This is a genomic window from Pseudomonas sp. BAV 4579 (assembly GCF_009765395.1).
In the GTDB taxonomy this organism is placed as follows: Bacteria; Pseudomonadota; Gammaproteobacteria; order Pseudomonadales; family Pseudomonadaceae; genus Chryseomonas; species Chryseomonas aestiva.
In genome coordinates, this window is record NZ_WHOV01000007.1 from 1 (window position 1) to 25,825 (window position 25,825).

21 protein-coding genes and 2 pseudogenes are annotated in these 25,825 nt (G+C 68.0%); 14 read left to right on the top strand and 9 right to left on the bottom strand.

Going from position 1 to position 25,825, the window contains the following annotated elements; translation table 11 throughout:
* The coding region (locus GSQ95_RS03085) for a cyclodeaminase/cyclohydrolase family protein (protein ID WP_158973740.1) at positions 1–438 on the top strand (438 nt) is incomplete at its 5' end.
* Positions 439–444: 6 nt separating this feature from the next.
* Positions 445–1,698, top strand: coding sequence for a DUF2254 domain-containing protein (locus GSQ95_RS03090; RefSeq protein ID WP_158895329.1), 1,254 nt, complete (start codon positions 445–447; stop codon positions 1,696–1,698).
* Between the two features lie 10 nt (positions 1,699–1,708).
* On the opposite strand, the gene GSQ95_RS03095 is transcribed toward GSQ95_RS03090, so the two are convergent.
* Positions 1,709–2,647, bottom strand: a complete 939-nt coding sequence (locus tag GSQ95_RS03095) for a cation diffusion facilitator family transporter (protein WP_158973742.1) — start codon at positions 2,645–2,647, stop codon at positions 1,709–1,711.
* 227 nt (positions 2,648–2,874) lie between these two features.
* On the opposite strand from GSQ95_RS03095, the gene GSQ95_RS03100 reads away from it, so the two are divergent.
* Together GSQ95_RS03100 and GSQ95_RS03105 are read left to right on the top strand one after the other, a co-directional pair.
* Entirely contained in the window at positions 2,875–4,581 is a 1,707-nt protein-coding gene (locus GSQ95_RS03100; RefSeq protein WP_158896805.1) for an amidase, read from the top strand.
* A gap of 182 nt (positions 4,582–4,763) precedes the next feature.
* The gene (locus GSQ95_RS03105; RefSeq protein ID WP_158896804.1) at positions 4,764–5,303 is read left to right on the top strand and encodes a nuclear transport factor 2 family protein; all 540 of its coding nucleotides are present in this window, start codon (positions 4,764–4,766) and stop codon (positions 5,301–5,303) included.
* A 16-nt stretch (positions 5,304–5,319) separates the two neighbouring features.
* Here GSQ95_RS03105 and GSQ95_RS03110 read toward each other — a convergent pair whose 3' ends face one another.
* Entirely contained in the window at positions 5,320–5,931 is a 612-nt protein-coding gene (locus GSQ95_RS03110) for a TetR/AcrR family transcriptional regulator (protein ID WP_158896807.1), read from the bottom strand.
* Between the two features lie 173 nt (positions 5,932–6,104).
* Here GSQ95_RS03110 and GSQ95_RS03115 point away from each other — a divergent pair, with 173 nt between their 5' ends.
* A complete protein-coding gene (locus GSQ95_RS03115; RefSeq protein ID WP_178118492.1) occupies positions 6,105–7,250 on the top strand; it encodes an MFS transporter in 1,146 nt (381 codons plus the stop codon).
* A gap of 29 nt (positions 7,251–7,279) precedes the next feature.
* Here GSQ95_RS03115 and GSQ95_RS03120 read toward each other — a convergent pair whose 3' ends face one another.
* The 5 genes and pseudogenes from GSQ95_RS03120 to GSQ95_RS03140 all read right to left on the bottom strand — a co-directional run bounded on the left by GSQ95_RS03120 (position 7,280) and on the right by GSQ95_RS03140 (position 13,892).
* Positions 7,280–8,821, bottom strand: coding sequence for an APC family permease (locus GSQ95_RS03120; RefSeq protein WP_158896678.1), 1,542 nt, complete (start codon positions 8,819–8,821; stop codon positions 7,280–7,282).
* A 58-nt stretch (positions 8,822–8,879) separates the two neighbouring features.
* Complete coding sequence (locus tag GSQ95_RS03125; protein WP_158896677.1) at positions 8,880–9,626, bottom strand: gamma-glutamyl-gamma-aminobutyrate hydrolase family protein; 747 nt, start codon at positions 9,624–9,626, stop codon at positions 8,880–8,882.
* Between the two features lie 45 nt (positions 9,627–9,671).
* Positions 9,672–10,949, bottom strand: a complete 1,278-nt coding sequence (locus GSQ95_RS03130) for an FAD-binding oxidoreductase (protein WP_158896676.1) — start codon at positions 10,947–10,949, stop codon at positions 9,672–9,674.
* Between the two features lie 55 nt (positions 10,950–11,004).
* A pseudogene (locus GSQ95_RS03135) lies at positions 11,005–12,498 on the bottom strand (aldehyde dehydrogenase).
* A gap of 11 nt (positions 12,499–12,509) precedes the next feature.
* Entirely contained in the window at positions 12,510–13,892 is a 1,383-nt protein-coding gene (locus GSQ95_RS03140) for a glutamine synthetase family protein (protein ID WP_158896675.1), read from the bottom strand.
* Between the two features lie 202 nt (positions 13,893–14,094).
* Between GSQ95_RS03140 and GSQ95_RS03145 the strand changes: the two genes are divergently transcribed.
* Both GSQ95_RS03145 and GSQ95_RS03150 read left to right on the top strand, forming a co-directional pair.
* Entirely contained in the window at positions 14,095–14,982 is an 888-nt protein-coding gene (locus tag GSQ95_RS03145) for a LysR family transcriptional regulator (RefSeq protein WP_158896674.1), read from the top strand.
* Between the two features lie 281 nt (positions 14,983–15,263).
* Complete coding sequence (locus GSQ95_RS03150; RefSeq protein ID WP_158896673.1) at positions 15,264–15,476, top strand: hypothetical protein; 213 nt, start codon at positions 15,264–15,266, stop codon at positions 15,474–15,476.
* 93 nt (positions 15,477–15,569) lie between these two features.
* On the opposite strand, the gene GSQ95_RS03155 is transcribed toward GSQ95_RS03150, so the two are convergent.
* A complete protein-coding gene (locus GSQ95_RS03155; protein WP_158896672.1) occupies positions 15,570–16,565 on the bottom strand; it encodes a LacI family DNA-binding transcriptional regulator in 996 nt (331 codons plus the stop codon).
* 161 nt (positions 16,566–16,726) lie between these two features.
* Here GSQ95_RS03155 and GSQ95_RS03160 point away from each other — a divergent pair, with 161 nt between their 5' ends.
* From GSQ95_RS03160 to GSQ95_RS03170, 3 genes are read left to right on the top strand one after another with little or no spacing between them, the layout of a single operon-like run.
* Complete coding sequence (locus GSQ95_RS03160) at positions 16,727–17,893, top strand: Gfo/Idh/MocA family protein (RefSeq protein ID WP_158896671.1); 1,167 nt, start codon at positions 16,727–16,729, stop codon at positions 17,891–17,893.
* A 2-nt stretch (positions 17,894–17,895) separates the two neighbouring features.
* The gene (locus GSQ95_RS03165) at positions 17,896–18,966 is read left to right on the top strand and encodes a sugar phosphate isomerase/epimerase (RefSeq protein ID WP_158896670.1); all 1,071 of its coding nucleotides are present in this window, start codon (positions 17,896–17,898) and stop codon (positions 18,964–18,966) included.
* Positions 18,967–19,014: 48 nt separating this feature from the next.
* Positions 19,015–20,250 carry an MFS transporter gene (locus tag GSQ95_RS03170; protein ID WP_158896669.1) on the top strand — a complete coding sequence of 412 codons (1,236 nt, stop codon included), beginning with the start codon at positions 19,015–19,017 and terminating at the stop codon, positions 20,248–20,250.
* Here GSQ95_RS03170 and GSQ95_RS03175 read toward each other — a convergent pair.
* On the bottom strand, positions 20,247–21,155 hold the full coding sequence (locus GSQ95_RS03175) for a LysR family transcriptional regulator (protein ID WP_218580187.1): 909 nt from the start codon (positions 21,153–21,155) through the stop codon (positions 20,247–20,249). The two genes, GSQ95_RS03170 and GSQ95_RS03175, sit on opposite strands and share 4 nt — an antisense overlap.
* A 101-nt stretch (positions 21,156–21,256) precedes the next feature.
* Here GSQ95_RS03175 and GSQ95_RS03180 point away from each other — a divergent pair, with 101 nt between their 5' ends.
* From GSQ95_RS03180 to GSQ95_RS03195, 4 genes and pseudogenes are all read left to right on the top strand, one after another.
* On the top strand, positions 21,257–22,180 hold the full coding sequence (locus GSQ95_RS03180) for a 2-hydroxyacid dehydrogenase (protein WP_158897072.1): 924 nt from the start codon (positions 21,257–21,259) through the stop codon (positions 22,178–22,180).
* Between the two features lie 48 nt (positions 22,181–22,228).
* Positions 22,229–23,611, top strand: coding sequence for an MFS transporter (locus GSQ95_RS03185; RefSeq protein ID WP_158897073.1), 1,383 nt, complete (start codon positions 22,229–22,231; stop codon positions 23,609–23,611).
* Positions 23,612–23,963: 352 nt separating this feature from the next.
* Positions 23,964–25,514 carry a sugar ABC transporter ATP-binding protein gene (locus tag GSQ95_RS03190; protein WP_158897074.1) on the top strand — a complete coding sequence of 517 codons (1,551 nt, stop codon included), beginning with the start codon at positions 23,964–23,966 and terminating at the stop codon, positions 25,512–25,514.
* A gap of 37 nt (positions 25,515–25,551) precedes the next feature.
* A pseudogene (locus tag GSQ95_RS03195) lies at positions 25,552–25,825 on the top strand (ABC transporter permease); the annotation flags it as partial.

Here is a 25,825-nt window from a genome sequence, read left to right on the forward strand (position 1 = left end):
GGCGAGCGCCTGCAGGAGGCGCTGAGCACCTGCGCCGATGCCGACGTCCAGGCCTTCGCCAACTATCTGGAAGCCGATCGCCAGGCCAGCGGCGCCACCGCGGCGGGCGAACGCCGCCAGCAGGCGCTCAACCTGGCCGCGGCCAACGCCGTGCAGATCCCCATCGCCACCGCCCAACTGTGCCTGGAAGCCCTGGATCTCGCCGTCATCGCCACGCCGCTCACCGTCGAACCGCTGCGCAGCGACACCCTGGCCGGCGGCCGCCTGGTGCATGGCGCCCTAGGCGCGGTGCTCACCACCGTGGACGCCGATCGCAACGGCCTGAAATCCGGCGATGCCCGCGAGGCCACGCGGCAGATGCGCGACAAGCTCAGGCAACAGGCCGACCAGCGTCTCGCCCAGCTGAGCGCCACCCCCGTCCCGCCGGCCATGGGCTGACGGCCGGTGCTGGCCCGCCTGGGCTGGGTCCTGCGCGGATTCCAGCGACGCCTGTGGTTTCGCGCCACGCTGCTCTCGGTCGCCGGGGTGGCGACGGCTCTCCTCGCCCTGCTGCTGCGTGACCATATCCCGGCGACGCTGCCGGCTAAGGTCGGCGCCGATGCCGTCGACAAGATCCTCACCATCATCGCCAGCAGCATGCTGGCGGTGACCACCTTTTCGCTGAGCACCATGGTGACGGCCTATAACGCCGCCGCCAGCAGCGTGACGCCCCGTGCCTATCCGCTGCTGCTGGAAGACAGCACCACCCAGAACGCCCTGGCGACCTTTCTCGGCTCCTTCCTGTTCAGCCTGGTCGGCATCATCGCCCTGAGCACCGGCCTCTACGGCGACAACGGCCGGGTGGTGCTCTTTGCCGTGACCCTGGTGGTGATCCTGCTGATCGTCTTCACCCTGCTGCGCTGGATCGACCATCTGTCGCGGCTGGGCCAACTGGACGCCACCAGCGACAGCATCGAAGACGCCGCCCAACACAGTCTGCAACGCTGGCTCAGCCTCCCGTACCTGGGCGGGGTGGCGGCGCCCGTCGATGAGCCCGCCCGTGGCCGCCCGGTCATGGCCGACCGCACCGGTTATCTGCAACGGGTGGACATGCCGCTGCTGGCGGACCTCTGCGGCGACCAGGGTCGCCTGCGCCTGGCCGCCCTGCCCGGCGCCTTCCTCGATCCGGCGCAGCCGCTGCTCTGGGTCGAGGACCTGCCCGCGGAAAAGGACGAGCGCCTGCGCGCCGCCTTTACCCTGGATGCCCGCCGGGTACACGACCAGGATCCGCGCTTCGGCCTGACGGTACTGGGCGAGATCGCCACCGGGGCGCTGGTGCCCTCCCGCAGCGACTCGGGCACCGCCATCGCCATCCTCGGTCGCGCGCAACGGCTGCTGACCGCCCTCACCGAAAGACGCGAGCCGGTCGAGCCTCGCTATCCGCGGATCGAGGTGCCGGACCTGGCGCTGGACGATCTGTTCGACGACTTCTTCCTGCCGGTGGGGCGCGATGCGGCGCCGCTGGTGGAAGTGGGCATGCGCCTGCAGAAAGCCCTGGCGCGCCTGGCGGTCCAGGGTGATGCGCGGATCAGGCGCGAGTGCCTGCGGCATTCACGCCTGGCCTTGGCCCGGGCCGAGGCCATCCTCGGCCAGGCCGAAGACCGCGTCGTCCTCCAGCAACTGGCCGCGGACGTCGAACGCCTCTGCGCGGTGCGCTAGCAATGCGGCGCTAGCGCGACCAGGCCGGATCGGTGGTGAAGGCGATGGTCAGCCAGCGGTCCGGCCCCTCGCCACCGATGGCCTCGCCGATCTGGTCGCGCATGGCGTCCCATTCGTCCAGGGTCTTGGCCGGCCACCCCAGGGGCACGATGAAGTACAGCTCGATCTGCCGCGCCCGCCCGACCTTGGCCACATAGGCGCGATAGTCGAGAAAGCCGAAGCGCGTGACCATGCCCCGGGCGACTTCATCGACCTGCTGCTTGAGCGCTGGCGGGGTCACCATGAGGATCTCGCTGAAGGCCTGCCAGACCAGCTTCAGCGGTATCGGAATGATCAGTACGCAGATGATCGACAGCACCAGGGGATCGATGTAGGGCGTGATCCAGGCATAGGCCGTCCCCTGGGCCAGGGCGCCAACCAGGAAGGCCACCACCAGGGCGGCCGAGATGCTGCCCGACATGATCCAGCTCTTGATGTCGAGTCTGAGGAAGTCCGACTGGATGTCGCGGTTCAGCCGGTGCACCAGGGCGGCGAAACCGAAGCAGCTCAGGGCCGCGACCAGCGCATAGAGCAGGGCCATGCCGAATGCCAGGGCCTTGCCGCCACTCATCAGGCTGATGATCGAGTTGACCAGCGCATAACAGGCCACGATGCACAGCACGCTGCCGTTGAGGGCCAGGACCATGGGTTCGAGGTGCCAGAAACCCATGTTGAAGCGCTCGGCCAGCCGCCGATCGCCCTCCGGTTCCTGCGCATGCCGGTGGATCAGCATAGCCACCAGCAGCGCCACGCCGCTCATGAAGGCGTCGGTCAGTGAATAGAAGCCGTCGAAGACGATGGCATAGGAGCCGGACAGCACCCCGAAGGCGATACCCACGACCGCCAGCAGCACCGTGACGGCAATGGAAAAGCGCAGCACCGTGCGCTCGTTGCTCAGGCGTTTCAACATGCTCGACTCCGGTTGCCGATCGCCGCCAGGCATGGCGAAGAGGTTCAATTCAGGCCAAGGATAGAGGTCGCCAGGCCAACCTGCATGGGCGGTCCGGCAAGGCCTCCATGCGCGGGCGCAATCAGAAGCCGGTAGGCTTCGGGTGTACACTGCACCGGTGCTTTTTTCTCCCGGGAGCCCTGGCAGCCGCCGCCCCCGGACCGCGGAATCCTCAACGGCGACCCACCATGATCGAAGTTACCGAACGCTCCATCGCCGAGTTGCGTCGCGCACTCGAAACCGGCCAGACCACTGCGGTGCAACTGGTCGAGGCCTACCTGGCCCGGATCGACGCCTACGACCCGCACGCCAGCGCCACGGCGCTCAACGCCGTGGTGGTGCGCAACCCCGAGGCCCTGGCCGAAGCCGCTGCGTCCGACCGTCGCCGCGCCCGCGGCGAGACCCTGGGACCGCTGGACGGCATCCCCTACACCGCCAAGGACAGCTACCTGGTCAAGGGCCTCACCGCCGCCTCCGGCAGTCCGGCCTTCAAGGACCTGGTCGCCCAGCGCGACGCCTTCACCGTCGAACGGCTGCGCGCCGCCGGCGCCATCTGCCTGGGCAAGACCAACATGCCGCCCATGGCCAACGGCGGCATGCAGCGCGGCGTCTATGGCCGCGCCGAAAGTCCCTACAACGCCGGCTACCTGACCGCGCCCTTCGCCTCCGGCTCCTCCAGTGGCGCCGGCACCGCCACCGCGGCCAGCTTCGCCGCCTTCGGCCTGGCCGAGGAGACCTGGTCCAGCGGGCGCGGGCCGGCGTCCAACAACGGCCTATGCGCCTACACCCCCTCGCGCGGGATCATCTCGGTACGAGGCAACTGGCCGCTGACACCGACCATGGACGTGGTGGTGCCCTATGCCCGCACCATGGCCGATCTGCTGGAGGTGCTGGACGTGGTGGTGGCGGACGATCCCGACACCTCCGGCGACCTCTGGCGCCTGCAGCCCTGGGTGCCGCTGCCACCGGCCTCGGCGGTACGCCCGGCATCCTATCCGGCCCTGGCCACCGGTCCCAATGCCCTGGCCGGCAAGCGCCTGGGCGTGCCGCGCATGTTCATCAACCAGGACCCGGACGCCGGCACCAGCGAGAGTCCCGGCATCGGTGGCCCCACCGGTCAGCGCATTCGGACCCGCGACTCGGTGATCGCCCTCTGGGAACAGGCCCGCGCGGCGCTGGAAGCCGCCGGCGCCAGCGTGATCGAGGTGGACTTCCCGCTGGTTTCCAATTGCGAAGGCGACCGCCCCGGCGCGCCCACGGTGTTCAACCGCGGGATCGTCGCCAAAGAGTTTCTCCATGACGAACTCTGGGACCTGTCCGCCTGGGGCTTCGACACCTTCCTGCGCGACAACAACGATCCCCGGCTCAATCGCCTGGTGGACGTCGAGGGCGAGCTGATCTTTCCCCACGAACCCGGCACCCTGCCCAATCGGGAAGGCGACCTGGCCGCCGGCATGGCCGAATACGTGCGCATGGCCGAGCGGGGGCTCAAGACCCTGGAGCAGATCACCAGCCTCCCCGATGGCCTGCGCGGCCTGGAACGGACGCGCAAGCTGGACCTGGAAGACTGGCTGGAGGCCCAGGGCCTGGACGCGGTGCTCTTTCCCACCGTGGCCGACGTGGCCCCGGCGGATGCCGAGATCAATCCGGCCTCGGCGGACATCGCCTGGAGCAATGGCGTCTGGGTCGCCAACGGCAACCTCGCCATCCGCCACCTGGGCGTACCGACCGTGACCGTGCCCATGGGCGTGATGGCCGACATCGGCATGCCGGTGGGCCTGACCTTCGCCGGTCGCGCCTATGACGACACCAACCTGCTGCGCCTGGCCGCCGCCTACGAGGCGACCGGCTCCAGGCGCCAGGTACCGCCGCGGACGCCGCCACTGGTGGGTTGAGCGGAAATGGCGTAGGCGGCGACCGCCCGGCTCGTGACCTCTGGCGTTAAGGCGCGCTAACCGGAGTGTCCAGTCGCGCGGCGGTTATGCGGCCGCCGCCAGCGGCCTAAGGTGGGTTACAGGCAGGTGCCGTTCGCCGGCGCCGCTGCCCACCTCATCCCGTCCTCTGCGAGCGTATCGCCATGAATCCAGCCAAGCGTCTTACCGGCAGCCTGCTGCTGTCCCTCACTGTCCTGAGCGGTCCCTGGAGCGGTGTCGCAGCCGCCGAAGCCACCCCTGAACGCAACCAGCGCCTGGTCGAGCGGGCCTTCGCGAACTGGAGCGCGGGCCGCGGCAGTCTGTTCGACGACCTGCTCTCACCCACGGTGGTCTGGACCATCCGGGGCAGCGGACCGGCGGCGGGCACCTACCACGGTCGCGAGGACTTTCTGCAACGCGCCGTACGCCCCTTCGCGCAACGCCTGGCCACGCCCATCGTGCCTCGGGTCCAGGGCATCTGGGCGAGCGAAGACCAGGTCGTGGTGCGCTGGAGGGGCACGGCCACCGCGCGCGATGGCGCGCCCTATCGCAACGAATACGTCTGGATCTTCAGGATGGACGGGGTACGGGCGACCCAGGTCGAGGCCTTTCTCGATCTCGTCCCCTATCAGGACGTCATCGACCGCATCGCGCTGGTAGACCCCTTGCCGGCTGCGCCCAGCGGAGAACGGCAGGCGCCCTGACGCCACCCTCGTGCGATCACGGCCGATGAGCGTCCCACAGCGTCATCGCCATCGCGATGGCGCCTTCGATGACCGGCAATGCCACCCCATCCCGCGCCATGGGCGAGATGCCCAGCAGAAAGCCTTCGAACAGCGTCGCCAGGGCATGAGGGTCGGTGCCTTGCGCAAGGTCGCCGCGGACGATGCCGCTCCCGACGCAGGCCAGCAGGCCGGCGCGGATCCGGGCACGGGCCTCGCGCAGGGGCAACGGCAGGCTGGAGTCCTCCTCCGCATAGGAGCCCAGGGTGCCGAGCGCCACCAGGCAACCCTTGGGCAGGCGCTCATCGCACTGCATCCGCGCCGAGCGCGACAGGGCCGCGGCGATCGCCTCCCGCGGGGCCAGGGTCTCGTCGAACAGCGGATCGTTCACCCGGCCATGGGTTTCCATGTAGCGGGTGACCACCTCCTTGAACAGCGCCTCCTTCGAACCGAAGGCCGCATAGAAGCTGGGCGCGGTGATACCGCCGCCGATTGCCGCCTTAAGCCGACTCAGGGAGGTCGCCTCATAGCCATAGCGCCAGAACAGCAGCAGCGCGTCATCGATTGCCTGGGTGCGGTCGAAGGACCGCGGACGCCCCACCTGAGCCACAGCCATACTCCTCGTCAGATTCGATTTTTATACTAGACGATACAGAATTCATTGACCAGCCAGAGCACCTGCTGCTTAGATATATACCGATCGATACATATCTAAGGAACCTACCCGTGACCGCGACCCCCGATCCTGAACGCCTGCCAGTAGCCGCGCTGCTGGCGCTGGCCATGACCGGCTTCATCTGCATCATGACCGAGACCCTCCCCGCCGGCCTGCTCCCCGAGATCGCCCAGGGGCTCCAGGTTTCCCCTGCCCTGGCCGGGCAGACGGTGACCGCCTATGCCGCCGGCTCGCTGACCGCCGCCATCCCCCTCACCCTGGCCACGGCGCGCTGGCGGCGGCGCCGGGTGCTGCTGGCGACCATCCTGGGCTTTCTGCTGTTCAACACCCTCACCGCGCTCTCCTCCAGCTATGCGCTGACCCTGGTCGCCCGCTTCGCCGCCGGGGCCGCGGCCGGCCTGGCCTGGAGTCTGCTGGCCGGCTATGCCCGGCGGCTGGTAGTGTCGCGCCTGCAAGGCCGGGCGATGGCCATCGCCATGATCGGCACGCCGGTCGCCCTGTCGCTGGGCGTGCCCCTGGGGACCTGGCTCGGTGGTCTGCTGGGCTGGCGGCTGGCCTTCGCCTGCATGTCCGCCCTCACCCTGGGCCTGATCGTCTGGGTCCTGGCCAAGGTGCCCGACTATCCGGGGCAGACCGAAGGCCAGCGCCTGCCACTGCGCGAGGTGTTCGCCACGCCCGGCATTCGCGCCATCCTCGGCGTGGTCTTTACCTGGATGCTGGCCCACAACCTGCTCTACACCTATATCGCGCCCTTCATCGCCCAGGCCGGCCTGGGCGATCAGGTCGACCGGGTGCTGCTGACCTTCGGGGTGGCCTCGCTGGCGGGGATCTGGATCACCGGGCGCATCGTCGATCACAGCCTGCGGCGGGCCGTGCTGGTGAGTCTTGCCGGCTTCGCCGCGATCGCGCTGCTGCTGGGGCTCAATCGTGACTCGGCGCCGCTGCAGTACCTGGGCGTCTTCGGTTGGGGCCTGACCTTTGGCGGCGCGGCCACCCTGCTGCAGACCGCCCTGGCGGATACCGCCGGAAGTGGTGCCGATGCCGCCCTGGCAATGAACGTGGTGACCTGGAACAGTGCCATCGCCGGGGGCGGCATCCTCGGCGGACTGTTGCTGGAAGGCATCGGCCCCCAGGCCCTGAGCTGGGCCGTGGTGGCGCTGGCGCTGGGCGCCCTGGCCATCGCCACCAGTGCCCGACGCCACGGCTTTCCCGCCGGCACCCGGGCGAGCGGTTCAGCGGTCATGGGTCACTGAGCCTGGGGGCGGGCGCCCTGCCCGCCTCCTCAGCCTTGGTGCGGGACCGCCTCCAGCGTCTCGCCCTGGAAGAACGCCGGCGCACGCCAGCGGGCGAACAGCATCAGCGCCAGACCCAGCCCCAGGATCACCACGGCGATGATGAACACCAGGCCGATGCCGCCGAGGTGGGAACCACTGCCGAATTCCGGCGAGAGGCTGGCGAGGGCGGTCTGCCAGAAGATCACCGAAAGGATGAGGGCGCCGAGCAGCGGACAGAGGCCGCGCAGCAGCGCATGGCGCAGGCTGGCGAACAGGCTGCGGCGGAAATACCAGACGCAAGCGTAGGCGGTCAGCGAGTAGTAGAAGCAGATCATCATGCCCAGGGCGGTGATGGTGTCGGCCAGGACGTTGTCGCTGAGGATGCGCATGACCACATAGAAGCCGCCGGTGGCGATGCCGGCGGCAACGGTGGCATAGCGCGGCCTGCGCGATCTCGGGCAGATGTGGGCGAAGCGCCGCGACACCGCGCCGTAGTACCCCATCGCCAGCAGGGTGCGGGCCGGGGATATGAAAGTGGACTGCAGCGAGGCGGCGGTACTGGCCAGCACCGCGATGGACATCAGGATCGCCAGCGGCCCCATGACCGGGCCGGCCAGGTGGGCGAAGACGTTTTCTTGGATCTCCGGATTGCCCAGGCCCAGACCGGCTTCGCTGATGCCGGCGAATTGCAGGGTCGCCGCGGCGGTGAAGAGATACAGCAGCAGGATCAGCAGCACCGTGACCGTGGCCGCCCGCCCTGGCACCTTCTGGCTGCCCACCGACTCTTCGCTGACCGTCAGGCAGACATCCCAGCCCCAGAAGATGAAGATCGACAGCGACAGCCCCGCGGCGAAGGCGGAAAAGGATTCGACGTTGAAGGGGTTGAACCACTCCGGGTGGAAGACCACCGGCGCCGCCTGCGGCGCGGCGCTGAAGGCCGCCAGGGAAAAGCCGATCAGCACCAGCAGCTGCAGGGCCACCAGGCCGTACTGGACGCTCATGGTCATGCCGATGCCGCGGCAGCTGATCCAGACCGCGATGGCGATGAACACGCAGCAGGTGACGACGTTCACCAGCAGGTGCTGCGACAGCGCGGCCAGCTCCGCCCGGCCGCTGAGCTGGGCAAGGAACAGGTAGAAGAAGTCCACCGCCACGCCAGCGAGGTTGGAGAGGACGATGGTGGTGGCCGTCACCAGCCCCCAGCCACCGATCCAGCCGATCATGGGTCCGAAGGCGCAGGTGGACCAAGTAAAGGAGGTGCCGCTGTCCGGATCGACCGCGTTCAGCTCGCGATACCCCAGGGCCACCAGCAGCATCGGCAGGAACCCGACGATGAAGACGGCGGGCAGATAGACGCCCACCTCGCGCACGGTCGGGCCCAGGGCGCCGGTCAGGGTGTAGACGGGGGCGATGGTGGAAATGCCCAGCACCACGCAGGCGAGCAGCCCCAGGGAGCCGGCGGCCAGGCCCTTGGCGGACGGATCGGCCAGGGCTGCTGGCCCGGCGGTGTCCGAGCCGCCGGCCGGCGTGCCCTTGCGCTGTTCAGTCATAGGTCTCTGCCCTGCGGTTGGAATTGTTATTCAGAGTCCGGCGTAGGCGGCAAGGTGCCTAGCGCGCGGCGGCATGGCGCTGGCAGGCGTCGCGAAAGGCGTCCAACAGCGCCAGGGATTCGGGGTTGTCGCGGAAATTCCACTCGGGATGCCACTGCACGCCGACGACGAAGCCCGGGGCGTCGGCCAGGGATACCCCTTCCACCAGGCCATCCGGCGCCTGGGCCTCGATGCGCAGCCCGGGCGCCAGGCGATCAATGCCCTGGCTGTGCAGCGAATTCACCTGGAAGCTGGCCGGCAGGCCGAGGCGCTCGAACACCCCACCGGGCGGCACCGCGACCGGATGGGTGGGCGCGTACTGCTCGGCGAGCAGCTCGCTCTGGGGCTCGCGATGGTCGTCATGCCCGGGCAGATCCTGCACCCGCTGGTGCAGGCTGCCGCCGAGGGCCACGTTCAGCTCCTGAAAGCCGCGGCAGATGCAGAACACCGGGATGCCGCGGTCGATGGCCAGGCGCAGCAGCGGCAGGGTGTAAGCGTCGCGGGCGGCATCGTGCTGGGTGCCGGCGAGACTCGCCGGTCCCTGGTAGTGATGGGGCTCGACATTGGAGGGCGAGCCGGTGAACAGCAGGCCGTCCAGGTGCGCCAGCAGCGCCTGCGGATCGCTCGGCACGCTGCGCGCCGGCAGCACCACCGGCAGGCCGGCATGACCCGCCGCCTCGACGTACTTGTCGCCGACGGTATGGGAATCGTATTTGCCGAGCGTCTGCCGGCACGCCGTCACGCCGATCAGGGGCATAGGGGACATGGCTTATCTCCAGAGAGCCCGCCGGTACGCGGCGGGCGGACAGGGTCAGATACCGAGGCGATCGCGCAGCTGGTAGTAGGTCGCGCCCAGTGCGGTGAAGGGCACGCGCAGCAGCTGCCCGCCCGGGAAGGGATAGTGCGGCAGGCCGGCGAAGGCATCGAAGCGCTCGGCCTGGCCGCGCAGGGCCTCGGCCAGCACCTTGCCCGCCAGGTGGGTATAGGTGACGCCGTGACCGCTGCAGCCCTGGGAGTAGTAGAGGTTGTCGCCGAGGCGACCCACCTGGGGCAGGCGCGACAGCGTCAGCAGGAAGTTGCCGGTCCAGGTGAAGTCGATCTTCACGCCGTTGAGCTGCGGGAAGGTCTGCAGCATCTTCGGCCGGATGATCGCCTCGATGTCCGCCGGATCCCGCGCGCCATAGACCACGCCCCCGCCGTAGATCAGCCGGCGATCGGCGCTGAGGCGGAAGTAGTCGAGCAGGTAGTTGCAGTCCTCCACGCAATAGTCCTGGGGCAGCAGGCTGCGCGCCATGTCCTCGGACAGCGGCTCGGTGGTGAGCACCTGGGTGCCGCAGGGCATGGACTTGGCGGCCAGTTCCGGCACCAGCCCGCCCAGGTAGGCGTTGCCGGCCACCACCACGAAGCGTGCCTTCACCTGACCATTGGCGGTGTGCACCACCGGATTGGCGCCACGGTCGATACGGACGGCCGCGCTCTGCTCGTAAATCTTGCCGCCCAGAGACGCCACGGCCGCCGCCTCGCCCAGGGCCAGGTTGAGCGGATGGATATGGCCGCCGCTCATGTCCAGCAGGCCACCCAGATAGCGCTCGGTACCGACCACCTTGCCGATGCCGGCCTTGTCGAGCAGTTGCAGCTGGGTATGGCCGTAGCGCTCCCAGAGCTTTTGCTGGGCTTCCAGGTGACCGAGCTGCTTGCCGGTCAGGGCGGCGAAGACGCCGCCGTCCTTCAGGTCGCACTGGATGTCGTAGCGGGCGATGCGCTCGCGAATGATGCGCCCGCCTTCGAAGGCCATCTCGCCCAGCAGTTGCGCCTGCCTGGGCGGCAACTGGCGTTCGATGGTATCGATGTCGCGGCTGTAGCTGTTGACGATCTGGCCACCATTGCGCCCGGAGGCGCCGAAGCCGACCCGCGCCGCTTCCAGCACCGTCACGCTGAAGCCGTGCTCCAGCAGGAACAGCGCGGTGGAAAGCCCGGTGTAACCGGCGCCGATGACGCAGACGTCGCTGTCGACACTGCCTTGCAGCGCAGGGTATTCGGTGTGGAGATTGCGCGAAGCCGCGTAGTAACTGCCGACGTGTTGTTGCATGGTGAGAGTCCTCTGCCTGCGGCTCCGGCGCGAACGCCCGGGCCGCCGCGCCTGTTCAGAGCTTGATCCAGGTCGCCTTGAGTTCGGTGTATTTGTCGAAGGCGTGCAGCGACTTGTCGCGTCCGTTGCCGGACTGCTTGAAGCCACCGAAGGGCGCCGTCATGTCGCCGCCATCATACTGGTTGACCCAGACACTGCCCGCACGCAAGGCGCGGGCCACGCGATGGGCGCGGGAAAGGTTACGGGTCCAGACGGCGGCGGCCAGGCCATATGGGGTGTCGTTGGCGATGCGCACGGCCTCTTCTTCGTCATCGAAGTCGATCACCGCCAGCACCGGGCCGAAGATCTCTTCCCGGGCGATGCGCATGGCATTGTCCACCCCGTCGAAGAGGGTCGGAGTGACGTAGCTGCCGCCGGTTTCGCTCAGGGCCCGCGCGCCGCCGCTCACCAGTCGCGCACCCTCGGCGCGGCCGGCGTCGATGAAGCCCAGCACGGTGCGCAGATGGCCCTCGTCCACCAGGGCGCCGACGCGGGTGTCGGGATTCAGGGCATGGCCCGGCGCCCATGCCTGCAGCGCCTTAGCCACCAGGGCGAGGAAGCGCGCCTTGATCGAGCGCTCGACCAGCAAGCGCGAGCCGGCGATGCACACCTCGCCCTGGTTGAAGGCGATGGCCGCCGCGGCCGCTTCGGCGGCGGCAGCCAGGTCCGGGGCGTCGGCAAAGACGATGTTGGGACTCTTGCCGCCCGCCTCCAGCCAGACGCGCTTCATGTTCGACTCGCCGGCATGGACCAGTAGCTGCTTGGCGATGCGGGTGGAACCGGTAAAGACCAGGGTGTCGACGTCCGGATGCAGCGCCAGCGCCTGGCCGACGGTGTGGCCGTAGCCGGGCAGCACGTTGAACACCCCCGCCGGAATGCCGGCCTCCAGCGCCAGGGCGGCAATACGGATGGCGGTCAGCGGCGATTTCTCGGACGGCTTGAGGATCACCGAATTGCCGGTGGCCAGCGCCGGCCCGAGCTTCCAGCAGGCCATCATCAAGGGGAAATTCCAGGGCACGATGGCCGCGACCACGCCTACCGGTTCGCGGGTCACCAGGCCCAGCTGATCGCGCGGAGTGGGCGCCACCTCGTCATAGACCTTGTCGATGGCCTCGGCGCTCCAACGCAGGGCATTGGCCGCCGCCGGCACGTCGATGGCGAGCGAGTCGCTGATCGGCTTGCCCATGTCGAGGGTTTCCAGCAGGGCCAGTTCCTCGGCATGGGCCAGCAACAGCTCGGCGAAGGCGATCAGCACCCGCTTGCGCTGCGCCGGCGCCTGATGCGCCCAGTCGCCCCGCGCGAAACTCGCCCGGGCGGCCCGCACCGCCAGCTCGGCATCCTAGGCCATGCAACTGGCCACCCGCGCCAGGTGGCGACCGTCCACCGGACTCAGGTCATCGAAGGTCGCGCCGCCCAGGGCGGCCTGGTAGCGGCCGTCGATGAAGGCGCGGGCTTCGACGGTCAATGCCTGGGCGCGCTGCTCCCAATCCTGTTGCGTCAGCACGGTCATGATCACGCCTCCTAGACGGTATGCAGATACCAGTTGTATTCGAGATCGGAGATGGTGGTCTCGAACTCCTCCAGCTCGGCCTCCTTGCAGGCGACGAAGATGTCGATGTACTCGGGGCTGATGTACTGATTCATCACCGCGCTGTCGTCCAGCCGGCGCAAGGCATCGCGCAGGTTGTTCGGCAGGCTTTGTTCGAGCTGTTCGTAGGAGTTGCCGCTGACCGGAGCGCAGGGCTCCAGGCGCTGGGTCATGCCGTGATGAATGCCGGCGAGGATCGAGGCCATCATCAGATAGGGATTGGCGTCGGCCCCGGCGACGCGGTGTTCGATGCGGATCGCCTCGCTGCTGCCAGTGGGCACACGCACCGCCACGGTACGGTTGTCCAGGCCCCAGCTCGGGGCGTTGGGCACATAGAACTGGGCACCGAAGCGGCGATAGGAATTGACGTTCGGACAGAGGAAGGCCATCGACGCCGGCAGGGTTTCCAGGATGCCGGCGATGGCATGGCGCAGCGGCGCATGGTGCTCGGGATCAGCGGTGGCGAAGATGTTCTGCCCGGTCTGCTTGTCCAGCAGCGAGATGTGTACGTGCAGACCGTTGCCGGCCTGACCGGGATAGGGCTTGGCCATGAAGGTGGAATCCATCTCATGGTCGTAGGCGATGTTCTTGATCAGCCGCTTGAGCAGCACCGCATGGTCGCAGGCCTTGATGGCGTCTTCGACGTGATGCAGGTTGACCTCGAATTGCGCCGGCGCGGATTCCTTGACGATGGTATCGGCCGGCAGCCCCTGCTCCTTGGCGCCTTCGAGCATGTCCTGCAGGCAATCCACATACTCGTCCAGGTCATCGATCAGATAGACCTGGGTGGAGACCGGTCGCTTGCCGGAAATCGGCGAGCGCGGCGGCTGCGGCCGGCCGTTCACGTTCTCCTGGTCGATCAGATAGAACTCCAGTTCGAAGGCGGCGCAGATGGTCAGGCCCAGGTCGTCGAACTTCTTCACCACCCGCCGCAGCACCTCGCGCGGGTCGGCGAAGAACGGCGAGCCGTCCTGCTCGTGCATGGTCATCAGCAGTTGCGCGGTTGGGCGCTTCTGCCAGGGCTCGTAGCTCAGGGTGCCGGGGATGGGAAAGCAGGTGCGATCGGCATCGCCGATGTGCAGCCCCAGGCCGGTGCTTTCCACCGTGGAGCCGTTGATGTCCAGGGCGAACAGCGAGGCCGGCAGATTGATGCCGCGCTCATAGACCTTGGAGAGACTGGCCCGCTCGACGCGCTTGCCCCGGATGACGCCGTTCATGTCGGTGATCAACAGATCGACGTACTGGATTTCCGGGTGCTCCTTGAGAAAGCCGTTGGCTTCGGTGAGCTGGACGACGCGGGGGGATATCGAATTCATGGGAGGCATCCTTGACGCTGGCCCGCTTGGTTGTGCTTGCTCGTGCGGGTCTGGCAGCGTGGCTGTGGGCGGTGGCTGCTGCAGGCGCCGACCTCTTGGCCAAGGTCCGCCCTTCCACCTGATTGCCCTCGACGGGCTGGGCCAGTATAAATTGGCATGAGCGCAACCCATATCGGCGAATCGGCAAAGGAAGAATGCACGGATGCAATATCAGATAGGCCATGCCGATCTCAAGCTGATCCTCGCCCTGGTGCGTGGCCGGACCCTGGCAAGGGCTGCCGAGCAGTTGCAGGTGGACGTCTCCACGGTCTTTCGCGCCATCCGCAAGCTCGAAGCCAATCTGCAGGTGGCGCTGTTCGACAAGACCCGCCGCGGCTACACCCCGACCCAGAGCGCCAAGGCCCTCGCCGAACAGGCCGAGCGCGCCGAACAGGCGCTGGAGGCGGCGCGTATTGCCCTCACCCAGGGCGAGAACGTCATCAGCGGCACGGTCCGCCTGACCTGCACCGATGCCGTGCTGCGCAGCCTGCTCCTGCCGGGGCTCGCCGAGCTCATGCCGCGCTATCCGGCGGTCGCCCTGGACGTCGCCACCTCCAACACCTTCGCCAGCCTGAGCCGGCGGGATGCGGACATCGCCCTGCGCCTGTCCAACGCCCCGCCGGAACACCTGATCGGCCGCCGGCTCGGTCGCAGCTCCTACTTCGTCTGCGGTCACGAGCGCTATCGCGCCGGTTACGGCCAGCTGGCCACCGAACTGCCCTGGATCGCCCCGGATGATTCCCTCGCCGATCACGTCTCGGTCACCTGGCTGCGCCAGGCCTACCCCAGCCTCACCCCGCGCTATCGCTGCAGCAGCATGTCCTCGGTCGGCAGCCTGGTCGGCGCCGGTCTCGGGGTGGCCGCCCTCCCCGATTTCATGATCAGCAGTCTGGACGGCGTCGAGCGCCTGGGTCCGGCGCTGCCCTGTTGCGACACCGATATCTGGCTGCTGACCCGCCCGGACAATCTGTCGCTGCGCTCGGTGCAGATCCTCTTCGATGAGCTGGCGAATCTGTTGAAAGCCCGGATAGCGGACGTTTGCCAGACCTGACGCGAAGCGCTGGTTCGTCGAGCGAAGAAATCCTGCCCCTGAACCCTTGACGGTCTGGGTGCTATCAACGTCGAGCCTGGCTTGGGATTTCGCCGAATCATTCACGACGGTTCCGCAGGAAGGGTGACTAGCGTCCATCACCCGTCCCCGGCTATCCGCGGTGCCGTGTCAACCCCTGAAAGCCGCATTCTGACGCACGTCGTCGGCGACGAACCACCTCAACAAACCCGCTTGCCAGACGATATCGAGGGTCACGGTGGTCAGTTAACACGGAGACAAGGATGAGCAGCCGCCTCGCCATACCCGACAATCCCGACCGCGATTGCCTGTTGAACATTCACCGGTTGCTGACGCGAAGAATCGATCAGCTCCGCGAAGTGGATATGGGCAGCCCGGAATTGCAGGACATCCTCTTTCAATTTGAAGCCCTGACGGCAGAAACCATCCAGCTGGTCGAGGAAGTCGCCGTTAGGCTGGCGACCGAGCCGCATTAGCGGGCAGCGGCCGCCGTGTTCCAGGGCGACGAACTGTCCGGCGCGATCCCGGACCACCCGAGCGACGCTAGCCGGCTCTGCCGCGCCCGAGTGTCAGCGGTCGCGGCAGACCCCGGTACTCCCTCGCACCACCAGTTCGAAGGGCAGCACCACCTCCCGGGTGGTCGGCGCCGCGCCGCTGAGGATCTCCAGCAGCAGGGCCACCGCTCGCTGGCCGAAGGCCTCCGCCGGTTGGGCGATGGTGGTCAGCGGGGGATCGCTGTAGGCGGCGAAGGCGATGTCGTCGAAGCCCGCCAGCGATAGGTCCTCGGGCACCCGCAGGCCCGCGCCGCGAAGACTTTGCAGGGCGCCGATCGCCATCTCGTCACTGCAGCAGAACAGCGCGGTGGGCCGTTCCGGTAGCGCCAGCAGCGTCCTGGTCGCGGCGGCGCCGGCGGCCAGGGTGAAATCGCCCGGGTGCAGCAGATCCGGGTCCAGCGGGATGCCGGCTTGGGTGAACGCCTCCTGGTAACCGGCCAGGCGCTCCAGGGTCAGCGGACTGCTTTCCGGGCCCTTGATCAGGGCGATGCGCCTGTGACCCAGCGCCAGCAGGTGTTCGGTCAGGCGGCGGGCGGCGGCACGGTTGTCCAGCCGCACCTTGGGCCAGGTGTGCTCGGCGAGCACCTCGCAGGCATTCACCACCGGCGGTGCGTCGGGGTCACCGGCGAAGGGATCGAAGGCGCGCAACTGGATCACCCCGTCCGCCTGCCGCGCATAGACCAGTTCGGCATACTCGCGCTCGCGGGCCTCGTCCCCCGCGGTATCGCACAGCAGCACCCGATACCCCGCCGCCTGGGCCGCCTGCTGGATCCCGGTGATGACGCGGGCGAAGAAGCTGTTGGCGATCAGCGGCACCAGCACCACCAGATTGCCGGTGCGTCGCGAACGGAATTGCACCGCCATCCCGTTGGGCCGGTAGTTGGCTGCGGTCACGGCGGCCTGCACCCGTTCGCGGGTCGCTGGCGCCACCACCTCGGGATTCTTCAGGGTGCGCGACACGGTAGCGACCGATACCCCGGCCAGTTCGGCGACCCTGCGGATGTTGGACATGCGGCCTCGGAGAGCGGGGAAAGGCTGTCACTGTGCGCAAAGCCCGGCGTACGGGCAAGCCGTACGTCCGCCAGGCGCTTGACTAACGACCGCCACGGGCTCCAAATACCCGCAAATGTAACCGGTTACACTCAAGACAATAATAAACTGAGGGCAAGAGGATGCAGGCGGAAACCGGCGGCAAGGTCCGCTACGGCATGATCGGTGGCGGCCAGGGCGCCTTCATCGGCGCGGCCCACCGACGCGCAGCGGCCCTGGATGGCGCATTCGAACTGGTCTGCGGCGCCTTCAGCCGTGATCCCGCCAACAACGCCGCGACCGGACGGGAACTCGGTCTGGCGCCCGCGCGGGTCCATGCCTCCTGGCAGACCCTGCTGGCCAATGAAGCCCGGCTACCCCCCGAGCAGCGGGTCGAGTTGCTGGTGATCGTCACGCCCAACGACCTCCATGTGCCCATCGCCCAGGCAGCTCTGAGCGCCGGCTTCCACGTCTTCTCGGAAAAACCCGCGGGCATCTCGCTGGCCGAGGTACAGCGCCTGGCGGACACGCTGGCCGCCCTGCCCCTGCGCTATGCCCTGGCCCACAGCTACCTCGGCTATCCCCTGGTATGGGAGGCCCGTGAGCGGGTCGCCCGCGGAGAGCTGGGGGCCCTGCGCAAGATCCATGTGGAATACCCCCAGGGCTGGCTCGCCCAGGACCTGGCCGCCACCGGCAATCGGCAGGCGGCCTGGCGCGACGATCCGGCCGCCTCCGGCCCGGGCGGTTGCCTGGGCGACATCGGCACCCATGCCTTCAGCCTCGCCGAATTCATCGGCGGCCAGCCCATCACCCGCCTCAGTGCCCAGCTGCGCAGCCACCTGCCCAGTCGGCGGCTGGACGACGATGTCATGGTGCTGTTCGAGACCGCCGCGGGCGCCAGCGGCAGCCTCTTGGCCAGCCAGGTGTGCATTGGCGAGGAAAATGGCCTGCGCATCCGCCTCTACGGTGAGCGCGGCAGTCTGGAATGGCGGCAGCAGGAGCCCAACAGCCTGCTGCAGCGCAGCCTCGACCAACCGCCGCAGGACCTGCGCGCCGGCCTCGGCCTGCCCTGGCTGAGTGCCGGCACCCAGCAGCGCCTGCGCCTGCCCGCCGGGCACCCGGAGGGCTATCTCGAAGCCCTGGCCAATCTCTATCGCCAGCTGGCCGCGGCCATTCGCGATCCCACCGATCCCGCGCCGGGCCTGCCTGGCATCCAGACGGGCTGGCGCGGGCTGGCCTTTATCGAAACCGCCCTGGCCAGCCATCGGCGCCAGGGCGCCTGGACCCCCTTACCGACCCCAGGAGCCTGAACATGGCCGCCAACGCTCGTCCCGGCCTCAAGGGCCCGGCGATCTTTCTCGCCCAGTTTCTCGATGACCAGCCGCCCTTCGACACCCTGCCCAACCTGGCGCGCTGGGCGGCGGACCTCGGCTACCGGGGCATCCAGCTGCCGACGCTGGGCCCCCAGTGCCCGAATCTGGAACGCGCCGCCGCCAGCCAGGACTACTGCGACGAACTGCTCGGGCAGTGCGCCGATGCCGGAGTGGCCATCAGCGAACTCTCCACCCACCTGCAGGGACAACTAGTCGCCGTGCATCCGGCCTTCAGCGAGGCCTTCGACGCCTTCGCCCCGCCGGCGCTGCGCGGCCGCCCGGAAGAGCGCCAGGCCTGGGCGGTCAAGCAGCTCAAGCTGGCCGCCAAGGCCAGCCGCCGCCTCGGCCTCACGGCGGTGGCGAGCTTTTCCGGCGCCCTGCTCTGGCCCTATGTCTATCCCTGGCCGCAGCGTCCGGCGGGTCTGGTGGACGAAGGCTTCGCCGAGCTGGCCCGGCGCTGGCGCCCCATCCTCGACGTCTACGGCGAAGAAGGGATCGACCTCTGCTTCGAATTGCATCCCGGCGAGGACCTGCACGATGGCGCCACCTTCGAGCGCTTCCTGGCGGCGGTCGACGACCATCCCCGGGCGCGGATCCTCTACGACCCCAGCCATTTCGTCCTGCAGCAGCTGGACTACCTGGGCTTCATCGACCGCTATCACGCACGCATCGGCATGTTCCACGTCAAGGACGCGGAATTCCGTCCCGATGCGCGCAGCGGCGTCTATGGCGGCTACCAGGACTGGGCCGAGCGGCCGGGGCGCTTCCGTTCCCTGGGCGACGGCCAGGTCGATTTCGGCGCCATCTTCAGCAAGCTCACCCAGTACGGCTTCGACGGCTGGGCGGTGCTGGAATGGGAGTGCTGCCTCAAGGACGCGGCCCAGGGCGCGGCGGAAGGGGCGCCCTTCATCCAGCGTCACCTGATCCAGCCGGCCACCCGCGCCTTCGACGACTTCGCCGGCAGCGACGCCGATCCGGCGCGCAATCGGCGAATGCTCGGCCTGGAGTAAGGACCCCCTTCGTTTTTTCGTCACATAACCCACAACAAGGAAACGACGATGAACGCACTTTCGCTTCGCCTGAGCACCCTGATGTTCCTGCAGTTCTTTATCTGGGGCAGCTGGTTCGTCACCCTGGCGACCTTTCTCGGCAACACCCTGGGCGCCAATGGCGGCCAGATCGGCCAGGCCTTCGCCACCCAGTCCTGGGGCGCGATCCTGGCGCCCTTCGTGATCGGCCTGATCGCCGATCGCTACTTCAACGCCGAGCGCATCCTCGGCCTGCTGCACCTGGCCGGTGCGGTGCTGCTCTATCAGCTCTATGCGGCGGCTGACTTCACCACCTTCTATCCGCTGGTGCTGGCCTACATGCTCTGCTACATGCCGACCCTGGCGCTGGCCAATTCCGTGGCCTTCCGCCACCTGGCCGATCCGGCCCGGCAATTCGCCAGGATCCGCGTCTGGGGCACCCTGGGCTGGATCGCCGCCGGCCTGGCGATCAGCTTCGTCTTCGCCTGGGACAGCCGCAGCGGCATCGCCGCCGGTGCCCTGCGCAACACCTTCCTGCTGGGCGCCGCGGCTTCCCTCCTCCTCGGTTTCTACAGCTTCAGCCTGCCGCGTACCGCGCCGCTGCCGGCCACCCGCGGCGGACTGGGCGCGATGCTCGGCCTGGACGCCCTGCGCCTGCTCAAGGACCGCAGCTTCGCGGTGTTCTTTGCCGCCTCGGTGCTGATCTGCATTCCGCTGGCCTTCTACTACCAGAACGCCAACCTCTTTCTCGCCGAACTGGGGGTGGCCAACCCTACCGGGATGATGACCCTCGGCCAGGTGTCCGAGGTGGGCTTCATGCTGCTCCTGCCGCTGTTCATCCGCCGCTTCGGCCTCAAGCGCACCCTGCTGGTGGGGATGCTGGCCTGGGCGGTGCGCTATGGCTGCTTCGCCCTGGGCGCCCAGGGTGACGCCCTCGCCTATCTGCTGCTGGGCATCGCCCTGCATGGGGTCTGCTACGACTTCTTCTTCGTCTCCGGGCAGATCTATACCGACGCCAAGGCCGGCGCGGCAGACAAGAGTGCGGCCCAGGGCCTGATCACCCTGGCCACCTATGGCGTGGGCATGCTGGTCGGCTTTCGGGTGGCCGGGATGGTCTCGGATCACTATGCCAGCGCTGCCGGCCACGACTGGCAGGGCATCTGGCTGTTCCCGGCGGTGTTCTCCCTGGGCGTGCGGCTGGCCTTTCTGGTCAGCTTCCGCGACGCCCGCCCGGCGCGTGCCGGCGCGGCTGCGCCCGTGCGCTAGGACGCCTCCGCGGACCCCGGATCGCGGGTGAAGTAGCGGCGCGCCTGGTGCAAAAAGAGTGGCAAGGCGGGGTTGCTGTTGTCTTCCCGCCAGGCCATCCAGACCTCCGCATGGAGTTCGGCGTCCGTCAGCGGGCGGAAGCAGACCTGATCGACGTGCAGATGCGCCGCCGATGCCGGCAACAAGGCGACGCCAACCCCGGCGCGGACCAGGCCCAGGATGGAATGGGTCTGGCCCAGGTGCTGAACGAAGCGTGGCCGGACACCGGTACTGGCGAAGAGGCCGGCGATGCTGTCGTAGAAATAGCGACCTTCGCCGGGCGAATACATGACGAAGGGCTGTTGTTCTAGCGCCCGCACCGACACCGCCCGCTGTGCCGCCAGCGGATGGCCAAGAGGCAAGGCGAGCAGCAGCGGCTCCCGCCAGACCCGCTCTCCCCGCAGCGGTCCGCGCGGCGCCAGCTGGCGTAGAAAACCCACGTCGATCATCTGCGCGGCCAGCGTCTCGGTCTGGTCGGTGGTGACCTGTTCCTGCAGTACGAGATCCACTTCCGGCAGGGCGCCCTGGAGGTGTCGCACGAGCTCGGGGATCAGGCGATAACCCGCGACGGCGGTGAAGCCCAGGCTGAGCCGGCCGCTGCTGCCCCGCGCCAGGCTGCGGGCGGTCTCTCCCGCCCGCTCGGCGAACAGCAGGACGTGCCGGGCGTCGCGCAGGAAGCCGACGCCCGCCGCGGTGAGGCGTACCTGGCGGTTGGAGCGCTCCAGCAACTGGACGCCGAGATCACGTTCCAGCAGCTGGATCTGCCGACGCAGCGGCGGCTGGGTCATGAACAGCCGCCGGGCGGCGCGGCCAAAGTGCAACTCCTCCGCGACGGCGACGAAGCAGCGCAACTGATGTAATTCCACGATTCAATCCGCGCATCAATCCATCCAGTATCTATGTTAAACGTATATCGATGCAGTTCCTATGCTCGGCGGCAACATCCGGCAAAGGATCAGACCATACCATGACCGCATTGCTGCTTACCCAGGCCGTACCCGCCCCCATAGATGCCAGGCTCCGGGCTGTCTACGAGATCCACCGGCTCGATCTCGCCGAGGATCCCGAGGCGCTGCTGGACCAGGTCGGCCCCCGTATTCGCGGGGTCGTCACCGGCGGCGCCAAAGGCTGCGCCAAGCGGCTGATGGATCGCCTGCCCAGGCTGGAGATCGTGGCCGTCGCCGGGGTGGGGACCGATGCCGTCGACCTGGGCGAAGCCGCGCGGCGCGGTATTCAGGTCACCACGACACCCGGAGTCCTGACTGATGATGTCGCCGACATGGCGCTGGGTCTGCTGCTGATGACCCTGCGCGACCTCGGCCTGGGAGAACGGCTGGTCCGGAACGGCCAGTGGGACCAGACGGCACAGGCGCTGGCGCGCAAGGTGACGGGTATCCGCCTGGGCATCATCGGTCTGGGCCAGGTGGGTCGGGCGATCGCCCGGCGCGCCGCGGCCTTCGACATGCGGATCGCCTATACCGATCCCCAGGCACAACCCCAGCTCCCCTATCGCCACGAGCCGGATCTGCTCGCCCTGGCGCGGGACAGCGATGCGCTGATCCTCGCCGCCTCGGCCGATCAGGGACGGGTGCTGATCACCGCGGAGGTGCTGGAGGCGCTGGGACCCCAGGGCTATTTCATCAACGTCGCCCGCGGCAAGCTGGTGGATGAACCGGCCCTGGTACGGGCGCTGCAGGAACGCCGCATCGCCGGCGCCGGCCTGGACGTCTTCGCCGATGAGCCCCACGTCCCGCCGGCCCTGCTGGATCTCGACAACGTCGTGCTGCAACCACACCGCGCCAGCGCGACCGAGCAGACCCGCCTGGCCATGGGCGAGATCGTCCTGCGCCACCTCGCCGAGTGCTTCGCCAGCGAAGCCGCCGTCGGCTAGGCAGCCGCCTGTCGCCCTGCACAATAACAACATGGAGGCGCCCCAGACATGCCCAGCAAGACCCTCACCTCGCCGCTCGCCACTACCGCTACCGCTACCAACGCGACCACCGCCCTCGGCCGCCATCGCTACGCGGTGCTGGCGCTGATCTTCCTGGTCACCGTCATCAACTATGCCGACCGGGCGACCCTTTCCATCGCCGGTACCGGGGTGATCGCCGAGCTGGGCATCGACCCCATGGCCCTGGGCCTGATCTTCTCGGCTTTCGCCTGGGCCTACGCCCTTGGCCAGATCCCCGGCGGCTGGTTGCTGGATCGCTTCGGCGCGCGGCGAGTCTATGGCTGCAGCCTGCTGCTGTGGTCGGTGTTCACCCTGCTCCAGGGCACGGTAGGCGGCCTGGGTTTCGCCGGCGCCTCGGCGGCGGTCGCGCTGTTCTGCCTGAGGTTCATGCTCGGCCTGGTGGAGTCACCCGCCTTCCCGGCCAACAACCGCATCGTGTCCTGCTGGTTTCCGACCCGTGAGCGCGGCACGGCCTCGGCCCTGTTCAACTCGGCCCAGTACATGGCGGTGGTGGTGTTCACCCCGCTGATGGCCTGGCTGACCCACGCCCTCGGCTGGGAGCTCGTCTTTCTCTGGATGGGCGCCCTGGGCCTGCTGCTGACCCTGGTGTGGTTCGCCTATTACCGCGAGCCGCTGAGCGATCCCCGCCTGACCGCCGCGGAACTGGCGACCATGCGCGACGGGGGCGCCCTGGTCGATCTGGAGCAGCAGCGCATCAGCCAGCGGGAAAGACCCAAGGGGCGGCAGATCATGCAACTGTTCACCCAGCGGACGCTGTGGGGCATCTACCTGGGTCAGTACTGCATCACCGCCCTCACCTATTTCTTCATCACCTGGTTTCCCATCTATCTGATCAAGGGCCGCGGCATGACCATCATGGAGGCCGGCTGGGTCGCGGCGCTGCCGGCCATCTGCGGCTTCAGCGGCGGCGTGCTGGGCGGGATGCTGTCCGACTACCTGATACGCCGCGGGACCCACCCGTCGCTGGCCCGCAAGATCCCCTTCGTGACCGGCATGGCACTCTCCACCACCCTGGTGCTCTGCAACTTCGCCGAGGCCAATGCCACGGTCATCGCGCTGATGGCGCTGGCCTTCTTTGGCAAGGGCCTGGCCGCCGTCGGCTGGGCGGTGCTGTCCGATACGGCGCCGAAGAGCATGGTGGGTCTGAGCGGTGGCGTCTTCAACGGCCTGGGCAATCTGGCGGGTATCGTCACCCCGGTGGTGATCGGGCTGGTGCTCGCCCGCACCGGCTCCTTCGACCTGGCGCTCTGGTTCGTCGCCGCCCATGGCGTGCTGGGGATCTTCGCCTACACCGTGCTCGCCCGCCGCTTCGAGCGCCTCGAACTCAAGCCTGACGCGGCTCCTGCCTGAGCAAGGCGTCAGCCCTGTCCGCTGGTCGCCTCGCCCAGAGCGGCAGGCGACGAGTCCGGCGGTCCCCCCGACGCCTCTGACCACGGCACTCGATCAAGACGGCCACAGCCTTGCCTGTGGCCGTTTTCATTTTCCCGCCTCGTACGCCTCGTCGCTGTAGCGAAAGCCTCCGCCTTAGTGAGGACTGCCCCCGCCGGGCCTGCGAGCAACGCGCGAATCCGACCCCAACCTGGCAAGACCAATTTGAAAAAATCAAATTGGTCTTGCCAGGTATTCGAACGGGGGTGTAGCTTTCCCTGCCATGGATCTCACATAGGGCAACGACCCTAGAACAACAACAAGAGAGAGCACCATGCTGGATACCCCATCGCTCCGCGGCGAAGGTGGCGGCCCTGTAGCGGCCGCGCCCGCGCCCTGCCTGACGCTCGAAAACATTTCCAAGCGCTTTCCCGGCGTCGTGGCCCTCAATGACGTCAGCCTCAGCCTCTACCCGGGTGAAGTCCACGCCATCTGCGGCGAGAACGGCGCCGGCAAGTCCACCCTGATGAAGATCGTCAGCGGCCAGCAGCCGCCGGACGAGGGGCGGATCCGCTACCTGGGCGAAGAGCGGCACTTCAAGTCGGTGTCGGAAGCCGAGCAGGTCGGCATCGCCATCATTCACCAGGAACTCAACCTGGTGCCCCACCTCACGGTGGCGGAAAACATCTTCCTGGCCCGCGAACCGGTGCGCTTCGGCCTGATCGACAGACGCAAGATGCAGGCGGACACCGAAGCCTGCCTGGCCCGCCTGGGCGTGGCCATCAGCCCCCGCGCCCCGGTGGCCAAGCTGTCGGTGGCCCAGCAGCAGATGGTGGAGATCGCCAAGGCGCTGTCGCTGGACGCCCGGGTGCTCATCCTCGACGAACCAACCTCCTCGCTGACCGAAAGCGAGACCCAGGCGCTGTTCAAGGTGATCCAGGACCTCAAGGCGCGTGGCGTCGGCATGCTCTACATCTCCCACCGGCTGGACGAGATGCGCCACATCGTCGACCGGGTGACCATCCTGCGTGACGGTCGCTACGTCTCCACCCAGCGCTTTGCCGACACCAGTGTCGACGCCATAGTGGCGGGCATGGTCGGGCGCTCCCTCGACGAGAAATTCCCGCCGCGCACCTCGGTGCCCACCGGCGAGGTGCTGCTGCGGGCGCAGGGCCTGAGCCGCAAGGGGGTCTTCCAGGACATCAGCTTCGAATTGCGCCGCGGCGAGATCCTCGGCTTCGCCGGCCTCATGGGCGCCGGGCGCACCGAGATCGCCCGGGCGATCTTTGGCGCCGATCGGCTGGATGCCGGCGAGGTGGAGATCAACGGCCGCGCGGTCACTATCCGCAGTCCGCGCGACGGCATCGACCAGGGCATCGCCTACCTGTCCGAAGACCGCAAGAAGGACGGCCTGGCGGTCAAGATGACCCTGGCGCACAACCTGACCCTGGCCAATCTGGATGCCCTCTGCGGGCCGCTGGGCTTCATCCGCTTCAAAGAGGAGGCGCGCGTCGCCCAGGACTACGTGCGGCGGCTGGACATCCGCACGCCCTCGATCGACAAGGTCACCCGCTACCTCTCGGGCGGCAACCAGCAAAAGATCATCATCGGCAAATGGCTGTTCCGGGACGCCCGGATCATGTTCTTCGACGAGCCCACCCGGGGTATCGACGTCGGCGCCAAGTACGCTATCTACGAAATGATGGACCAGCTGGCGGCCCAGGGCATCGGTGTCGTCCTGATCAGTTCGGAGCTGCCGGAATTGCTCGGCATGAGCGATCGGATCCTGGTCTTTCACGAAGGTCGCCTGACCGGTGACGTCGAGACCCGGGCCACCTCCCAGGACCAGATCATGCACTACGCCTCCGGCTGCACGTCGCATTGACGGCAGCTCGCCCACGCGTGTCGAGCGAGACAGAGAAATGACCGAAAAACAAAAAGAATTCCTGCAGAAGTTTGGCGCCCTGGTCAGCCTGCTGGCCCTGATCGCGGTGTTTTCCTCCATGAGCAGTGCTTTCCTCACCATGGGCAACGGCATGAGCGTGGCCTTGCAGGTCACCTCCATCGCCTTTCTCGGCCTCGGTGCGACGGCGGTGATCATCACCGGCGGCATCGACCTCTCGGTGGGCTCGGTGCTGGCCCTGGCCGGCGTGGCCAACGCCATGGCGGTCAAGGCCGGCGCGTCCATCGAGGTGG

Excerpts from the sequence above, each read along its gene's own strand:
- GSQ95_RS03140 (WP_158896675.1), bottom strand. The coding sequence starts at position 13,892 with ATGAATTCGATATCCCCCCGCGTCGTCCAGCTCACCGAAGCCAACGGC.
- GSQ95_RS03160 (WP_158896671.1), top strand. The coding sequence starts at position 16,727 with ATGCAGGCGGAAACCGGCGGCAAGGTCCGCTACGGCATGATCGGTGGC.
- GSQ95_RS03190 (WP_158897074.1), top strand. The coding sequence starts at position 23,964 with ATGCTGGATACCCCATCGCTCCGCGGCGAAGGTGGCGGCCCTGTAGCG.
- GSQ95_RS03125 (WP_158896677.1), bottom strand. The coding sequence starts at position 9,626 with ATGTCCCCTATGCCCCTGATCGGCGTGACGGCGTGCCGGCAGACGCTC.
- GSQ95_RS03145 (WP_158896674.1), top strand. The coding sequence starts at position 14,095 with ATGCAATATCAGATAGGCCATGCCGATCTCAAGCTGATCCTCGCCCTG.
- GSQ95_RS03115 (WP_178118492.1), top strand. The coding sequence starts at position 6,105 with ATGACCGGCTTCATCTGCATCATGACCGAGACCCTCCCCGCCGGCCTG.
- GSQ95_RS03095 (WP_158973742.1), bottom strand. The coding sequence starts at position 2,647 with ATGTTGAAACGCCTGAGCAACGAGCGCACGGTGCTGCGCTTTTCCATT.
- GSQ95_RS03105 (WP_158896804.1), top strand. The coding sequence starts at position 4,764 with ATGAATCCAGCCAAGCGTCTTACCGGCAGCCTGCTGCTGTCCCTCACT.
- GSQ95_RS03100 (WP_158896805.1), top strand. The coding sequence starts at position 2,875 with ATGATCGAAGTTACCGAACGCTCCATCGCCGAGTTGCGTCGCGCACTC.
- GSQ95_RS03130 (WP_158896676.1), bottom strand. The coding sequence starts at position 10,949 with ATGCAACAACACGTCGGCAGTTACTACGCGGCTTCGCGCAATCTCCAC.
- GSQ95_RS03170 (WP_158896669.1), top strand. The coding sequence starts at position 19,015 with ATGAACGCACTTTCGCTTCGCCTGAGCACCCTGATGTTCCTGCAGTTC.
- GSQ95_RS03120 (WP_158896678.1), bottom strand. The coding sequence starts at position 8,821 with ATGACTGAACAGCGCAAGGGCACGCCGGCCGGCGGCTCGGACACCGCC.
- GSQ95_RS03180 (WP_158897072.1), top strand. The coding sequence starts at position 21,257 with ATGACCGCATTGCTGCTTACCCAGGCCGTACCCGCCCCCATAGATGCC.
- GSQ95_RS03155 (WP_158896672.1), bottom strand. The coding sequence starts at position 16,565 with ATGTCCAACATCCGCAGGGTCGCCGAACTGGCCGGGGTATCGGTCGCT.
- GSQ95_RS03165 (WP_158896670.1), top strand. The coding sequence starts at position 17,896 with ATGGCCGCCAACGCTCGTCCCGGCCTCAAGGGCCCGGCGATCTTTCTC.
- GSQ95_RS03185 (WP_158897073.1), top strand. The coding sequence starts at position 22,229 with ATGCCCAGCAAGACCCTCACCTCGCCGCTCGCCACTACCGCTACCGCT.
- GSQ95_RS03150 (WP_158896673.1), top strand. The coding sequence starts at position 15,264 with ATGAGCAGCCGCCTCGCCATACCCGACAATCCCGACCGCGATTGCCTG.